The 12,461-nt window shown below is 58.6% G+C and carries 13 protein-coding genes; 4 read left to right on the top strand and 9 right to left on the bottom strand.

All coding sequences use genetic code 11. From position 1 onward, the window contains the following. Positions 1 to 2: 2 nt before the first annotated feature. The 3 genes from zwf to ACR0I0_RS11660 form a co-directional block, all read right to left on the bottom strand. Positions 3 to 1,448: a glucose-6-phosphate dehydrogenase gene (gene zwf, locus ACR0I0_RS11670; RefSeq protein WP_480491518.1), complete on the bottom strand. Its 1,446-nt coding sequence runs from the start codon at positions 1,446 to 1,448 to the stop codon at positions 3 to 5. Positions 1,449 to 1,597: 149 nt separating this feature from the next. After that, positions 1,598 to 3,841, bottom strand: a complete 2,244-nt coding sequence (gene ptsP, locus ACR0I0_RS11665) for a phosphoenolpyruvate--protein phosphotransferase (protein ID WP_171724417.1) — start codon at positions 3,839 to 3,841, stop codon at positions 1,598 to 1,600. A gap of 46 nt (positions 3,842 to 3,887) precedes the next feature. Further along, on the bottom strand, positions 3,888 to 5,126 hold the full coding sequence (locus ACR0I0_RS11660) for an aspartate kinase (protein ID WP_480491516.1): 1,239 nt from the start codon (positions 5,124 to 5,126) through the stop codon (positions 3,888 to 3,890). Between the two features lie 165 nt (positions 5,127 to 5,291). On the opposite strand from ACR0I0_RS11660, the gene ACR0I0_RS11655 reads away from it, so the two are divergent. Next, complete coding sequence (locus tag ACR0I0_RS11655) at positions 5,292 to 5,648, top strand: hypothetical protein (protein ID WP_171363717.1); 357 nt, start codon at positions 5,292 to 5,294, stop codon at positions 5,646 to 5,648. Here the strand turns inward: ACR0I0_RS11655 and ACR0I0_RS11650 are convergent. The 5 genes from ACR0I0_RS11650 to ACR0I0_RS11630 all read right to left on the bottom strand — a co-directional run bounded on the left by ACR0I0_RS11650 (position 5,642) and on the right by ACR0I0_RS11630 (position 8,695). Further along, entirely contained in the window at positions 5,642 to 6,280 is a 639-nt protein-coding gene (locus ACR0I0_RS11650; RefSeq protein WP_209834980.1) for an SDR family oxidoreductase, read from the bottom strand. The two genes, ACR0I0_RS11655 and ACR0I0_RS11650, sit on opposite strands and share 7 nt — an antisense overlap. Positions 6,281 to 6,282: 2 nt before the next feature. Beyond that, positions 6,283 to 6,738 (bottom strand): DUF1178 family protein, encoded by a 456-nt coding sequence (locus ACR0I0_RS11645; protein ID WP_171330180.1) that lies wholly within the window; start codon positions 6,736 to 6,738, stop codon positions 6,283 to 6,285. Between the two features lie 72 nt (positions 6,739 to 6,810). Further along, entirely contained in the window at positions 6,811 to 7,272 is a 462-nt protein-coding gene (locus ACR0I0_RS11640) for an NUDIX hydrolase (protein ID WP_171636911.1), read from the bottom strand. 132 nt (positions 7,273 to 7,404) lie between these two features. Then, on the bottom strand, positions 7,405 to 8,148 hold the full coding sequence (locus ACR0I0_RS11635; RefSeq protein ID WP_171724418.1) for an EcsC family protein: 744 nt from the start codon (positions 8,146 to 8,148) through the stop codon (positions 7,405 to 7,407). Between the two features lie 52 nt (positions 8,149 to 8,200). Then, on the bottom strand, positions 8,201 to 8,695 hold the full coding sequence (locus tag ACR0I0_RS11630) for a GNAT family N-acetyltransferase (protein ID WP_171636909.1): 495 nt from the start codon (positions 8,693 to 8,695) through the stop codon (positions 8,201 to 8,203). A 71-nt stretch (positions 8,696 to 8,766) separates the two neighbouring features. On the opposite strand from ACR0I0_RS11630, the gene ACR0I0_RS11625 reads away from it, so the two are divergent. Then, positions 8,767 to 9,372: a flavin reductase family protein gene (locus ACR0I0_RS11625; protein WP_171636908.1), complete on the top strand. Its 606-nt coding sequence runs from the start codon at positions 8,767 to 8,769 to the stop codon at positions 9,370 to 9,372. Beyond that, on the top strand, positions 9,372 to 10,010 hold the full coding sequence (locus ACR0I0_RS11620) for a CatB-related O-acetyltransferase (protein ID WP_480491512.1): 639 nt from the start codon (positions 9,372 to 9,374) through the stop codon (positions 10,008 to 10,010). The genes ACR0I0_RS11625 and ACR0I0_RS11620 overlap by 1 nt, the downstream gene beginning before the upstream one ends. A gap of 31 nt (positions 10,011 to 10,041) precedes the next feature. Here the strand turns inward: ACR0I0_RS11620 and ACR0I0_RS11615 are convergent, their stop codons facing one another. Then, positions 10,042 to 11,676 (bottom strand): SulP family inorganic anion transporter, encoded by a 1,635-nt coding sequence (locus ACR0I0_RS11615; protein ID WP_171636902.1) that lies wholly within the window; start codon positions 11,674 to 11,676, stop codon positions 10,042 to 10,044. Between the two features lie 166 nt (positions 11,677 to 11,842). On the opposite strand from ACR0I0_RS11615, the gene ACR0I0_RS11610 reads away from it, so the two are divergent. Then, a complete protein-coding gene (locus ACR0I0_RS11610) occupies positions 11,843 to 12,403 on the top strand; it encodes an invasion associated locus B family protein (RefSeq protein ID WP_480491510.1) in 561 nt (186 codons plus the stop codon). Positions 12,404 to 12,461 lie beyond the last annotated feature (58 nt).

The following is a 12,461-nucleotide window of genomic DNA, read 5'->3' as shown; positions in this document are numbered from 1 at the left end:
GATTACCCTCCGATCTGACGCCAGCGGCGCCCATCGCGATGCATCAGCATCAATGCTTCTTCGGGGCCTGAACTGCCCTGATCGTACCGGGACGGGCGGTCTCCGCGCTGCTCCCAGCCCTGAATGATGGGATCGACCCAGGCCCAGGCGGCCTCGGCCTCGTCCCCACGCATGAACAGTGTCTGATCGCCACGGATGACATCCATGATCAGCCGCTCATAAGCGTCGGGGGCTTGCGCTTCGGCCCCAAGCGCATCGGCAAAGCTCATGTCCAGCGCAACATCCGACAGCCGGAAGCCCCCCGGCCCCGGATCCTTGATCGTGGTGCGCAGGGTGATGCCTTCGTCAGGCTGCAACCGGATCACCAGAACGTTTCCGTGCAAAGGGCCGACATTGGGAAAAATCGTGTGCGGCGGATCGCGGAAGAACACCGCAATTTCGGATTCCCGCGCGCGCAGACGCTTGCCAGTACGCAGATAGAACGGCACACCTGCCCAACGCCAGTTGCCGATATGAACCTTGAGGGCGATGAAGCTTTCGGTTCGGCTGGCGGGGTTGCCGACATGATCGACATAACCGCCCTCGCCCTTATCGGCCCGATACTGACCGCGCGCTATGCCAGATTGGGCCACGGGCTCCAGCGCTTCGATCACCTTGACCTTTTCATCGCGCACCGCGTTGGGCGAGAATTTCGAAGGCGGTTCCATTGCGGTCAGACACAGCAACTGCACCAGATGGTTCTGGACCATGTCCCGCATTGCGCCGGACTGATCGTAATAGGCCCCGCGCCCTTCGACGCTTACGGTCTCGGCCACCGTGATCTGCACGTGGTCGATATGGGTCGAATTCCAGAGCGGTTCGAACAGCGAGTTGGCAAAGCGCAGCGCCATCAGATTCTGCACGGTCTCTTTGCCCAGATAATGGTCGATCCGGTAAATCTGATGTTCTTCGAAACAGGCACGCAAGCCTTCGTTCAGCGCCTTCGCCGAGGCAAGATCGTGCCCAAATGGTTTTTCGACGACAATGCGGCTGTCCGGTGTCGCAAGACCGGCGTCATGCAGCCGCTGCGCGATACCCGAAAAAAGGCTTGGACCAACGGACAAATAAAAGGCCCGCACGACGTCTTCGCGCATCCGTTCTTTCAGGTCGGACCACCCGGTCTCGCCCAGCGCATCCACGGGCACATATTCGACATGGGCAAGGAACCGATCCATTGTTTCCCGGGAAAAACCGGGCGCGAACTGTTCCATCGATTTTCGGACCTGATCGCGAAACCCGTCATTGTCGATATCAGAGCGTGCCGTACCGATGATCCGCGCGCCGTCGGGCATTTGGCCGACCTCGAAGCGATGGTACAGGCCCGGCAGGATTTTACGCTGCGCCAGATCGCCGGTCGCACCGAAGAGTACCAGATCAAATGGCTCTACCGGAATTACGCGTGAAACCATCACAGGCTCCTTCTGAATTTGCCGATATCAGCTTAGCACGGCGTGATACCCCGAAAAACCCAATATGTTATCGCTAACATTGCATGTCTATTAGAAAACCGCCCATGAAAAATCAAGCACAGTTTGAAGAAACCGTGCCGTTTAGCGCATCAGGTCTGATGGCGCAGCCAGTCCATGACCGCAGGACGCACCGATTGCTCTCCGCGGTGGCGCGCGTCAGCGATGATTTTGCGAACCTCCGTCAGATTGGACCGCAACAGCAGGCTTTTGACCGGGCCGATCGAGGCAGGCCGCATCGACAGCGTCCGAATCCCCATCGCCGCAAGGCACAAGGCCTCGACCGGGCGGCCAGCATCTTCGCCACAGAAGCTGAGTGGCGTGTCCGAGATATCGCAGCGTTCGACGATGCGTTCCATCAGGCTCAGGAAGCTGACATTCAGCGTGTCATAGCGACGCCGGACCAGTTCGTTTTCACGGTCAGCAGCAAAGAAGAACTGCTTTAGATCGTTCCCGCCGATCGAAATGAAGTCCACTTCGTCAAAGAATTTCTGCGGCGCGAAGGCCAACGACGGCGTTTCCAGCATCGCGCCAACTTCAAGCATCTCGGGCAGCACATGACCCAACCGTTTTTCCCGCTCGATGGTTTTGTTCACTTCCCAACGGGCCTCGCGATATTCCTCGGCCTGCGCGACAAAAGGGAACATGATGGTCAGCGGTCGACCATTGGCGGCGCGCAGCAGGGCCTGCAACTGCATCCTCATGACGCCGCGCTTGTCCAGACCGACCCGAATGGCGCGCCAGCCCAGCGCCGGGTTTGGTTCCGCCACGTGCTTCATATAGGGCAGAACTTTGTCCGACCCGATGTCGAGTGTCCGGAATACCACCCTTTTGCCACCTGCCGCGTCCAGAACGCGCTGATACTGGCTGACCAGTTCCGACCGTTTCGGCATCTGGTTGCGGATCAGGAATTGCAGTTCAGTGCGGAACAGGCCAACGCCCTCGGCGCCCGAGGTGCCAAGCGATGGCAGATCGGCCATCAGACCTGCATTCATCACAAGGTTAATCCGCGAGCCATCGCGCGTCACGCAGGGTGTTTCGCGGATCGACGCATAACGTTCCTGCGCCTTTGCCTGCATCGCGATCTTGTCGCGGAAGGCACTGACCACACTGTCTTCCGGGCGCAGATGCACAACACCTTGATCACCATCCACCAGAACGTGATCTCCGTTCAGGGCCTCGGTGGTGATCCGGCCCACATGCACGACCAAAGGAATCGCAAGCGCCCGCGCAACAATCGTGGCATGACTGCCGACAGAGCCTTCTTCAAGCACGATCCCCTTCAGCGCCCGTCCGTATTCCAGCAAGTCGCCGGGGCCGATATTGCGCGCGATCAGGATCGGATCGGGTGGCAGATCAGCACTGTCCGTCTTGCCTTGCCCAGTCAGGATGCGCAGCAGGCGATTGCTGAGATCGTCCAGATCCGCAAGACGTTCACGCAAGTACGGATCGGTGACCTGTCCCATGCGCGCACGGGCCTGGGATTGTTCTTTCTCCACCGCGGCTTCGGCGCTGAGACCCAGGGCTATGTCTTCCTCCATCCGCCGCATCCAGCCTTTGGAATTGGCAAACATGCGGTAAGCTTCCAGGACCTTCAGCTGTTCCTTGTCGCCGCCCTGCGAAATTTCGAGCATCTTGTCGACACCGACGCGCAGTTCTTCTACCGCATCGACCAAACGTTCGCGTTCCCGGTGAGGGTCTTCGGCAATGGGGTTGGTAACCACCACGCGGGGTTCGTGCAGCCAGACATGCCCTTCGGCAGACCCTTCCTGCGCCGGGCCGCCGCGCAGCAGAACCGATTGCTGGTGCAGGGGTGACAGGGCCGCGCCTTCGCCGACAAAGGCGCCAAGCTCGGCCATTTCGGCCAGCACCATGGCGACCACTTCCAGTGCATAGACCTCATCTGCGGAAAACTCGCGCGCCTCGCGGGACTGGACGACCAGAACGCCCAGCTTTTCCCCAAGGCGTTGAACCGGCACACCCAGGAACGAGGAGTACCGCTCCTCGCCGGTTTCCGGCATGTAACGGAAGCCCTTGGCCGACGGCGCGTCGGCGGTGTTGACGACCTTGCCGAACTTGGCGACCCGCCCCACAAGGCCTTCGCCCATGCGCATCCGGGTTTTATGAACCGCTTCCGGAGACAGCCCCTCGGTCGCGCAAAGTTCCAGCGTGTCTTCATCGCGAAACAGATAGATGGAACACACCTCGGCCCTGATGCTGTCGGCAATCAGGTGCGTGATCCGGTCAAGACGTTCCTGACCGGCGGCTTCGCTCGCCATTTCTTCGCGCAACCGCCGCAGCAGCTTGCGGGATTCTGTTTCCGTGCCGTCCGCCATGGCCCAACCGATTTAGTGTGTCAGGCGATACCTTTGGCCGATAAGCTCAGGCCGCCTTGTCCAGTTCAAAGGCATCATGCAGTGCCTGAACAGCAAGTTCCATGTATTTCCTGTCGACAAGGACGGAAATTTTGATCTCGGAGGTTGTAATGACCTTGATGTTGATCCCCTCATCCGAGAGCACCCTGAACATCTTGGCCGCCACGCCCGATTGCGAGCGCATCCCGATACCCACAACCGAGACCTTGCAGACATCAGTGTCTGCAACCAGTTCGGCATAGTTCAGCTCGCCCTTTTCCTTGATCTCCAGCAGCGCTTTTTCGGCGCGTGCCACCTGATCGGTGGGACAGGAAAAGGTCATGTCCGTACGCCCCTCGTCCGAGATGTTCTGGACGATCATGTCGACGTTCACACCCTCTTCGCTGAGCGCCGAGAAGATTGTCGTGGCGATGCCGGGGCGGTCCGCCACGGAAACAACGGTCATTTTCGCCTCGTCGCGGGAATAGGCCACACCGGCCACAACATTGGATTCCATGATATCCTCCTCGTCGCAGACCAGCGTGCCGGCCTCATCGGATTGTTCTTCAAAACTTGAGAGAACGCGCAGTTTGACTTTGTATCGCATCGCAAGTTCGACCGAGCGGGTTTGCAGCACCTTGGCACCAAGCGACGCCAGTTCCAGCATTTCTTCGAACGAGATGCGGTCCAGCTTGCGTGCCTTTTCGCAGATGCGCGGATCGGTGGTATAGACGCCATCAACGTCCGTATAGATGTCGCAGCGTTCGGCGTCGAAGGCTGCCGCAAAGGCAACCGCCGTGGTATCCGACCCACCCCGACCCAGCGTGGTGATGCGGCCTTCGGGGCTGATCCCTTGGAAGCCTGCAACCACGGCAACGCGCATTCCTTCGCCGAATTTCTGATTCAGGTTCTCGGTCGGGATTTCCTCGATCCGCGCCTGACTGTGCGCGCTGGTGGTCAGCAGCGGCACCTGCCAGCCCTGCCAGCTGCGCGCGGGGATGTCCATTTCCTGCAAGGTCAGCGCCATCAGTCCAGCTGTAACATTCTCGCCCGAGGACACGACCGCGTCGTATTCCCTGGCGTCGAACAGAGGCGACGTTTCGTTCACCCAGCCCACAAGCTCGTTGGTCTTGCCCGACATGGCCGAGACGATGACGATCACGTCATAGCCCTTGGCAACTTCAACGCCGATACGTTTGGCGGCGCGGCGGATGCGGTCCAGATTGGCGACCGATGTGCCGCCGAATTTCATTACGAGTACGGGCATGGGGGCAAAAGTCTCCGCGCCTTGGATTTGACGTTCCGTGCCTCATAAGCGAGGGGCACCGCAAGGGCAAGGGCGCAAAGGAGTTCTGCCTGCGGCGCAGGGCCGCTTTACATTGCACCGGCGCGATGTCAGCCTGAGGATAACAACCAGATAAAGAGGTTCCTCATGTTTCGCCTAGCCCTCGCCTTTGCCCTATTATCATCGCCTGCACTGGCCCAGGTCGCGAGTGTTGCCGGGACGGACGGCAAGAACGCGTTGGGCACAATTCCCTGCGCTGCAAATGCCGGTGATCCCGTACAAAGCTGCCACGCGGAACTGCGCCGCCATGATGACGGAAACATAACGGTCGCAGTGGCCCTGGGAGGCGGACATGTGCGCAATATCTATTTCAAGGATGGTGTGCCGGAATCCAGCAATTCGACCTCGAAAATCTCACATGAAACGCGAGGCGATATGATGGTGGTCTACATTGAACCTGGTGAGGTCTTCGAAATCCCCAAAGCCGCATTGGCCTCTCAGTAGGCGTGCGGTTGCCCGTCATAGGTTTCAAAACAGCCCGTTGTGCTTAGCGACAAGGCATCAAATCGTTCAATCAGGCCGGACACGGCCTGATCCACATCGATATCCGCCGCTGCACCGCCCATATCCGTCTGAACCCAGCCCGGATGATAGATGCCGACGGCAATCCCGTCATCTTTGAGATCCATCGCCAGATTCCGCCCAAGGTTCAGAGCCGCCGCCTTGGATGCGCGGTAGATATAACTGCCACCCGGCGCAAGTGTGTGCGACGCCATTTTCGACGAAAGGATCGCAACTTTACCGCCCGCGGCGCGCAGGTTGGGCAACAGGGTCTGTATGGTCAGAAAGACCCCCGTGACATTTACCGCAAAGCTTTGCGCCCACATGTCGGCCGGGTAGCCATCGATCGAATGCCCCTTGTCCAGATACACGCCGGCATTGCAGACCAGCAGGTCGACAGGCTGGTCTTTCATCTGTTCTGCCATGGCGGATTGCTGCACGGGATCGGACACATCCAGACGCACCTGCATGCTGCCGTCACGCGCCGTCCCAGTGACCTTGTCCCCCCGGTTCACGTAATGCTTTGCCAGGGCTTGCCCGATGCCGCGATTGGCGCCGGTGATCATGATGTGCATGATCAATTGGTCTTTCTGCTGGGGACAAACGGCAGCGGAGCCACCGGCACGCCATCTTCGATCAGGGATTTCGCCTCATCCAGCTTGGCTTCTCCGTAGATGGCACGCTCCGGAGCCTCGCCCAGATGAATCTTGCGCGCCTCGCTGGCGAAATCTTTCCCGACATAATCCGAGTTTTCTTCGACATGGCGGCGCATTTCGGCCAAAACCTTCTCGATTTCGGGCGATGGCGTTGCAACGTCGATCTTTTCTTCCGGAGTGGAACGGATTTCACTTTTCTTCCTGGCATTCCGCGCCGGGCGGACGCGAGGCGTCATGACCGCTTTCTCGACCTGCGTGCACCCGCAAACCGCGCAGGTGACCATACCCACAGAGGCCAGCTTGTCATAGGCTTCTGCGGATTGGAACCAACTGTCGAAACTGTGGCCTTCGCTGCATTTCAACGCGTATTGAATCATGTTCAGTCCAAAAAAACGATTGGCGAATAGATACCGATCAAGGTGACAATATCAAGCCTATCAGATGCTACTTCAATGTGAGTACGGCTTAAAGTCGCGCAACAATTCAGCGAGCTCATGAGAATCGACCTTTAGCGCCGCTTTTTTCGGCGAAAACCATTTGCGCCGACGCTCGGTCTTTTCCGGGTATTCCTGCGACACAGCGCTTACATGCACTGGAAAAACATCCACCAGACATAAGGATGGGGGCCGGTTCGAATGATGTTTGTGGTGCAGGAACTGCCCCAGTCGCACCCCGCTGATCCGACCAGATACGCCCGCCTCTTCCCAAGCCTCTTGCAATGCGGTTTCCTGCGGGCTCAGACCGGGGATGAGCCATCCTTTGGGAATGATCCATCGCCGTGCCTTGCGTGTCGTGACCAACAGAATCTTGGGACGGCCGCGCTTGATCCGGAAACACAAAGCCGAGGATTGCCGCAAAACTGGCTGCCTTGCAGCTTTTGGAAGGTCATGAAGCAACAATCGTGCTTTCATCAAGCGACGCTCCCTTTCGGTCGAACGTCAGCCATCCAAATTGGTACGCTCACCCAATCTAGCGGCTGGCACTTGCAATCATACCACATGATGTATCACACGCCAAGTCACTCACGTCGCCCAGGATATCGCCTACATTCGGGCAGAAAGCCGCCGTGCCAGATCCTCATGGGGGATGTCAGCGTCAATTGCCAACCGGCGCAAACCGAAATGCACGCGCGCTATCTGTTGGTAGTAGCGCGTGTAGACATAATTCGTGCCACCGCCGGCCAATGCCCCCAGCACAGGAACGGACTGGGCTGCAAGCTTTTGCCCCAGTACTATCGAAAAACGCGGCGCAACGGCGGCAATCAGGCGTTGCATGGCCGGTCCGGTCAGGGTCAGCCGGACCGAGAAAAACCCCAGGTCTGCCCCATCATCATGCGACAATGGTCCAGCTGCCGACAAGACGCGGACGCAATCGAACTTTACGTTTTCGGCAGAGGGATCAAACCCCTCGCGCGCGGCGGCCCCTTGAATGGCACGCAGCAGCATCGCGGTTGTCGCGGGCAGCTCCATCAAGGCTGTCGAAACGCCGCCCAGCCCCCCGGCCGCACCCATGGCAGTCGTCAGCGCGGTATTGACCCAGGGCTGTTGATCAGGAACCGCGCGCCGCGAGCCCTCGGCCGCATGCATCGCCAGCCATAACGCCTGTTCGGTTGCGCCTGTCAGGCCATTCCGAACGGGTTCTGGCAATTGCTCCAGCAAAGACTCGGCTGACCCCCCAAGTTTGTTGAGAAGTTTCACGCCGACCCCTCCGGCGGACCGGTAGTGATCCGCCAAACGATCCAGTTCGGCCTCGGTATCCACGTTTTCAACAAGAACAACGTTCTGCATTCACGCCCTCCTGCCTTTCAACATCGGCGTTGCGCAGCATGGTTTCAATAGGTCAGCGGCTCCAACGTGTCACCGCGCCCTGAACCCCGGACCAGGCGCCGGGCACCAGTTCCAGCCCCAAAACCCGGTCAGGGTTGGTGGGCGGAGGCATTTCGACCGCGTGCAATCGCGTGAAACCGAACCGGCTGTAATAGGGCTGATCCCCGACCAGCATGACCCTCTGCCAACCGCGGGTGCGCCCCGCTTCGACTCCTGCATGTATCAGATATCCACCCAGGCCTTCACCTTGGTGGGTGGGGTGCACGGCAACCGGCCCCAGCAGCAGAGCATCATGATCACCAACATGAACCGGCCAGAACCGGATCGCACCGGCCAGAATCCCCTGACCGTCGCGCACGACCAAAGACAAGCCCGCAACCGGCGGTACATCATCACGCAAGCGGTAGGACGACAAAGCCTCGCGACCCGGCGCAAAACACAGGTCATACAGGGCTTCGACCTCCCACCAGTCGTCCGGCTCTTCCGGCCTGATCCCGAATTGCTGCACCCTGCCCTCATTTACTTGCTGGCAATCGCCCTAGCACTTCGCTACGCCTTGGGCAAACGCTTGGAGATCAGATGTTCTACCGCCCCGAAGACGGCCACGGATTGCCACACAACCCGTTCAACGCCATCATCACGCCGCGCCCGATTGGCTGGATTTCGACTCGGGACGCGGATGGGGTCAACAATCTGGCACCCTATTCCTTCTTTAACGGCGTCGCCTATACGCCACCACAGGTCATGTTTGCCTCGACCGGCACCAAACAGGATCAGAACGCCGGCAAGGACAGCATCGCCAATATCGAGGCCACGGGCGTGTTTTGCGTAAATGTCGTGGCCCAAGCGCATCGGGACGCAATGAATGCAAGTTCGGCCGGGTTGCCGAAAGAAGTTGATGAGTTTTCGCATGCCGGGCTTTCACCCATAGAATGCGAAACCATACCCTGCGCACGGATCGAAGGGGTCCCAGCTGCGCTGGAATGCAAGCTGACCCAGATCGTCACGCTGCCCGGTGAAGCCAATCGGGTGGTGTTTGGCGAAGTGACAGGTGTACACCTGCACGACGATCATATTCGGGATGGCAAGTTTGACGTGACCTCGTTCCAACCTTTGGCACGGCTCGGGTATCGCGATTACTCTGTCGTTTCCGAGTTGTTCAGCCTTTCGAGACCGGATGACTGATGCCCCTGCCTGACGCTGCGCGCCGATATCCTGTCACTCTGCCTGACGGCACGGAACATAAAGGAACGGCCTTTCTGTCACGAGTTATCAACCACCCCAGAATTCAGGTGGGAGATTACACCTACGCATCAGATTTTGACGAACCCGAGGATTGGGCCAATCGGTTGGCCCCTTACCTGTTCGAGTTTTCGCGCGAAAAGCTGATGTTGGGGAAGTTTTGCCAAATTGCCCACGGCGTCCGCTTTGTGACAGCCTCGGCAAGTCATGCGATGGATGGGATAACCTGCTTTCCCTTTCCGGTTTTCGATCCGGAACAGATGCTGGAATTCCAGCCGGACGTCCGTGACACCGTGATCGGCAATGATGTCTGGATCGGCTATGGCGCGCTGATCATGCCAGGAGCCAGTATCGGTGACGGAGCGATAATCGGCGCGGGTTCAGTCGTGCGTGGAACCATCCCGCCTTATGCGATCGTCTCGGGCAATCCTGCCGAAGTACGGCGACACCGGTTTGACGCCGACACAATCGAGCGGTTGCTTTCTTTGAAGTGGTGGGATTGGCCAGCCGAACTGATCGCCGAAGCCGAAAGCGCTCTGCTGACGGGAGATATCGATAAGCTGGAGCGCTTGGACCCTTGAAAAAGGCGGCCTGAGTGGCCGCCTTTCGAAGTCAGTGCCCGCCCAGAATACCGGTGCGGACAGAGTAATCTACCGCCAGTTCGTAGTCCGGGTCATCATCACTGTCGACCATGAGGTGTCCGGCTTTGTTCAGCAATTTGTGACAATCCCGGCTCAGGTGGCGCAGCATGACTCGTTTGCCTGCTGCCTCGTATTTTCCTGCGATATTCTCGATGGCTTGCAGCGCGGACTGATCCACCACGCGGCTTTCGGCGAAATCGATGATGACGGTTTCGGGATCGTTCGGGACGTCGAACAGTTCGATAAAGCCGTCAGAGGACCCAAAGAACAACGGCCCCTGAATTTCATAGACTTTCGCGCCTTTCTCGGTCTCGGAGTCACGCGTGACCGCATGAATGCGCTTGGCATTGTTCCAGGCATAGGCCAGCGCCGAGACGATGACGCCGACCACAACGGCAACGGCCAAGTCCTCCATCACCGTTACGACAGTGACCAGAACGATGACGAACGCATCGGTCATTGGTACTTTGCGCAGAATTTTGAACGAGTTCCACGCAAAGGTGCCGATCACAACCATGAACATCACGCCAACCAGCGCGGCCAGCGGGATTTGTTCGATCAGGGGTGATGCGAACAGGATGAAGACCAGCAGGAAAAGCGCTGCTGCAATTCCGGCAATACGAGTACGCCCGCCGGATTTCACGTTGATCATCGACTGCCCGATCATCGCGCAACCGCCCATGCCGCCGAAAAATCCGGTCACGATATTCGATGCGCCCTGCGCGATGCATTCCTGAGACGCCCCACCACGCTTGCCTGTGATCTCACCCACAAGGTTCAGGGTCAGCAAGGATTCGATCAGGCCGATGGCGGCCAGAATGACTGCATATGGCAGGATGATCTCAAAGGTTTCCCAGTTCAGAGGAACCATTGGAATATGGAAGGAAGGCAGGCCGCCTTCGATCGATGCCAGATCGCCGACGCGCGGCACATCAAGGCCAAAACCGATCACGATTGCCGCGACAACCAGAATACCGGCCAGCGGCGCAGGAATGATGCGTGTAATCCGGGGCATGACCCAGATCACTGCCATTGTCAGCCCGACAAGACCCAACATGGTGTAAAGCTGCATCCCGGACAACCATTCGCCGCCGCCCATGCCATGACCGGTATTTTCCATGGTTCCGGGCACTTTGAACTGCCCCATCTGGGCAAGAAAGATCACGATGGCCAGACCGTTCACAAAGCCCAGCATGACAGGATGCGGCACCAAACGGATGAAGCGCCCCCAATGCATCGCCCCGGCGATGACCTGAAGGAGTCCCATAAGAACAACGGTCGCGAACAGGTATTCAACCCCATGCTCGGCCACCAGTGCCACCATGACAACCGCAAGCGCGCCGGTCGCGCCCGAGATCATGCCCGGCCGTCCACCGATCAGTGCGGTGATCAAACCGACCAAAAACGCCGCATAAAGACCGACCAGCGGGTGCACACCCGCCACAAAGGCAAAGGCCACCGCCTCGGGCACCAGTGCAAGGGCAACAGTCAGGCCGGACAGCAGCTCGATCCGCAGGCGTGAGACGGTCAGCCCTTCATCTGGAACCCAGCGCAGATCGGGAATGGCAAGGCGATTGGCAAAGCTTGCCAGCAAGGCTCGGGGCATCAGACAGTCCTATAGGATTATATGTTCGCGCGAAGGCGTCGTTGTAGCTGGCGCGCCGGCATTGAGCTACTGCATAAAACGGGATGCAGCCATGCGCGTGACGCATACGTGACGCTCGCGGCAAGTTGATTTGCAGAACCATGATGAAGCCACAACATGTGAGGCCATGCGTTGGATCCTCTTCTTACTGTTCCCGGCCCTTCCCGTCCTTGCACAGGATTTGGATGGCAATGACACGGCCGGCAACTGGCGGGTAACGCATCACGAGATTTTCGGCATCTGGAATTCGATCTGTGACGAGCGCGAAGAAGACAACACCCTGCGGCAGCGGTGTTACATCCGACGGGCCGAGGTGTTTTCCTTTCGGCCAAAATTTGCGGCACAGTTCGTTTTCATTACGCCCGAACCTGAAGGTTTCAAAGTTGAATTCGGGATCGAGCCGGGCACTTTCTTCAACCCATCCGGATTTCGCATCGACAACAGCGAAGAAGCCATATGGCGCACGCGGCGCCCCGGATGCCTGACCGGGCTTGGCTGTACCTTCGAAGACCAACGTGCCGAGGCGCTTTTGGACGCCATGCTGACCGGCGATGCGTTCCGCTTTGTGTTTCGAGACCGGCACGGACAATCACAGGATCTGACCTGGTCTCTGGGCATATTTGGCGCGGCCTGGGATGATTTCACTGTGCAATCGCAGCAGCGCAACCTGTTGACGTTACGGGAATAGGCCTCTTGTCAAATCCGGGCTGAACCCGCACAAATTCAACATCAGATATTCAGGCGGA

It is taken from the genome of Ruegeria sp. AG6 (genome assembly GCF_056541565.1).
This window is presented reverse-complemented; position numbering and strand designations above follow the sequence as displayed.

Excerpts from the sequence above, each read along its gene's own strand:
- ACR0I0_RS11625 (WP_171636908.1), top strand. The coding sequence starts at position 8,767 with ATGTTCTACCGCCCCGAAGACGGCCACGGATTGCCACACAACCCGTTC.
- ptsP (WP_171724417.1), bottom strand. The coding sequence starts at position 3,841 with ATGGCGGACGGCACGGAAACAGAATCCCGCAAGCTGCTGCGGCGGTTG.
- ACR0I0_RS11655 (WP_171363717.1), top strand. The coding sequence starts at position 5,292 with ATGTTTCGCCTAGCCCTCGCCTTTGCCCTATTATCATCGCCTGCACTG.
- ACR0I0_RS11660 (WP_480491516.1), bottom strand. The coding sequence starts at position 5,126 with ATGCCCGTACTCGTAATGAAATTCGGCGGCACATCGGTCGCCAATCTG.
- ACR0I0_RS11650 (WP_209834980.1), bottom strand. The coding sequence starts at position 6,280 with ATGCACATCATGATCACCGGCGCCAATCGCGGCATCGGGCAAGCCCTG.
- ACR0I0_RS11610 (WP_480491510.1), top strand. The coding sequence starts at position 11,843 with ATGCGTTGGATCCTCTTCTTACTGTTCCCGGCCCTTCCCGTCCTTGCA.
- ACR0I0_RS11645 (WP_171330180.1), bottom strand. The coding sequence starts at position 6,738 with ATGATTCAATACGCGTTGAAATGCAGCGAAGGCCACAGTTTCGACAGT.
- ACR0I0_RS11615 (WP_171636902.1), bottom strand. The coding sequence starts at position 11,676 with ATGCCCCGAGCCTTGCTGGCAAGCTTTGCCAATCGCCTTGCCATTCCC.
- ACR0I0_RS11640 (WP_171636911.1), bottom strand. The coding sequence starts at position 7,272 with ATGAAAGCACGATTGTTGCTTCATGACCTTCCAAAAGCTGCAAGGCAG.
- ACR0I0_RS11620 (WP_480491512.1), top strand. The coding sequence starts at position 9,372 with ATGCCCCTGCCTGACGCTGCGCGCCGATATCCTGTCACTCTGCCTGAC.
- zwf (WP_480491518.1), bottom strand. The coding sequence starts at position 1,448 with ATGGTTTCACGCGTAATTCCGGTAGAGCCATTTGATCTGGTACTCTTC.
- ACR0I0_RS11635 (WP_171724418.1), bottom strand. The coding sequence starts at position 8,148 with ATGCAGAACGTTGTTCTTGTTGAAAACGTGGATACCGAGGCCGAACTG.